This window comes from Nocardia sp. NRRL WC-3656 (genome assembly GCF_000720265.1).
GTDB lineage: Bacteria > Actinomycetota > Actinomycetes > Mycobacteriales > Mycobacteriaceae > Nocardia > Nocardia nova.
The window spans coordinates 1-386 of the sequence record NZ_JOJF01000123.1 but is presented as its reverse complement, the minus strand read 5'-3'; the positions used below and the strand labels follow the sequence as shown (position 1 = coordinate 386).

Sequence of the window (386 nt, the reverse complement as noted above, 5' to 3'; positions counted from 1 at the left end):
GAATATTGCGCAATGGGCGAAAGCCTGACGCAGCGACGCCGCGTGGGGGATGACGGCCTTCGGGTTGTAAACCTCTTTCAGCAGGGACGAAGTTGACGTGTACCTGCAGAAGAAGCGCCGGCTAACTACGTGCCAGCAGCCGCGGTAATACGTAGGGCGCAAGCGTTGTCCGGAATTATTGGGCGTAAAGAGCTCGTAGGCGGCTTGTCACGTCGGGTGTGAAAGCCCGGGGCTTAACCCCGGGTCTGCAGTCGATACGGGCAGGCTAGAGTTCGGTAGGGGAGATCGGAATTCCTGGTGTAGCGGTGAAATGCGCAGATATCAGGAGGAACACCGGTGGCGAAGGCGGTTCTCTGGGCCTTACCTGACGCTGAGGAGCGAAAGCG

1 rRNA gene is annotated in these 386 nt (G+C 59.3%); it reads left to right on the top strand.

Annotation, left to right across the window (positions count from 1 at the left end):
• A 16S ribosomal RNA gene (locus IG65_RS0134130) occupies positions 1-386 on the top strand; the annotation flags it as partial.